Genomic DNA, 394 nt, shown 5'->3' with positions numbered 1-394 from the left:
GGACTCTGTTTGGGCTCCGACTCACGCTGTCTCCATTTACTCAGAAGGCTATCGTTTATTCCAAGCTCATCTGCAACCTCTTTCACCGATCCTCGGCTATTAGATAAATCTATAGCCATTTTTTTGAAGGAATCATCAAATACTCGTTTGCTCATATAATCAAATTTAAAAGTTTCTAGTTAAATCTGACAACTAAATTCCTCCAGTCAAATGTAGCAACTCCAAAACTCATGGGACAGCTAAAGCTGGCGAAGGCTAAGGGTACCATTCTTGCAGAACTAAAAAAGATTGAAAGGGTTGATCTTCTTATTCTTGACGACTTTGGCCTTCAGCCCTTCGACCCACAGTCAAGGGTTACCTTACTGGATATCATTGAGGACAGGCACCAGAAGCG

General features: G+C 41.9%; 2 protein-coding genes. One reads left to right on the top strand and one right to left on the bottom strand.

Annotated elements, in window-relative coordinates; all coding sequences use genetic code 11:
• Window positions 1–155, bottom strand: a 155-nt coding sequence (locus tag GJU39_RS24390; RefSeq protein ID WP_154281226.1) for a transposase, incomplete at its 3' end; no start/stop codon positions are given.
• Between the two features lie 30 nt (window positions 156–185).
• Here GJU39_RS24390 and GJU39_RS23345 point away from each other — a divergent pair.
• Window positions 186–394 (top strand): ATP-binding protein (locus GJU39_RS23345; RefSeq protein ID WP_280790430.1); only part of this gene is annotated, 209 nt, incomplete at its 3' end.

The organism is Pedobacter petrophilus (assembly GCF_009674725.1).
GTDB classification, from domain to species: Bacteria; Bacteroidota; Bacteroidia; order Sphingobacteriales; family Sphingobacteriaceae; genus Pedobacter; species Pedobacter petrophilus.
This window is presented reverse-complemented; position numbering and strand designations above follow the sequence as displayed.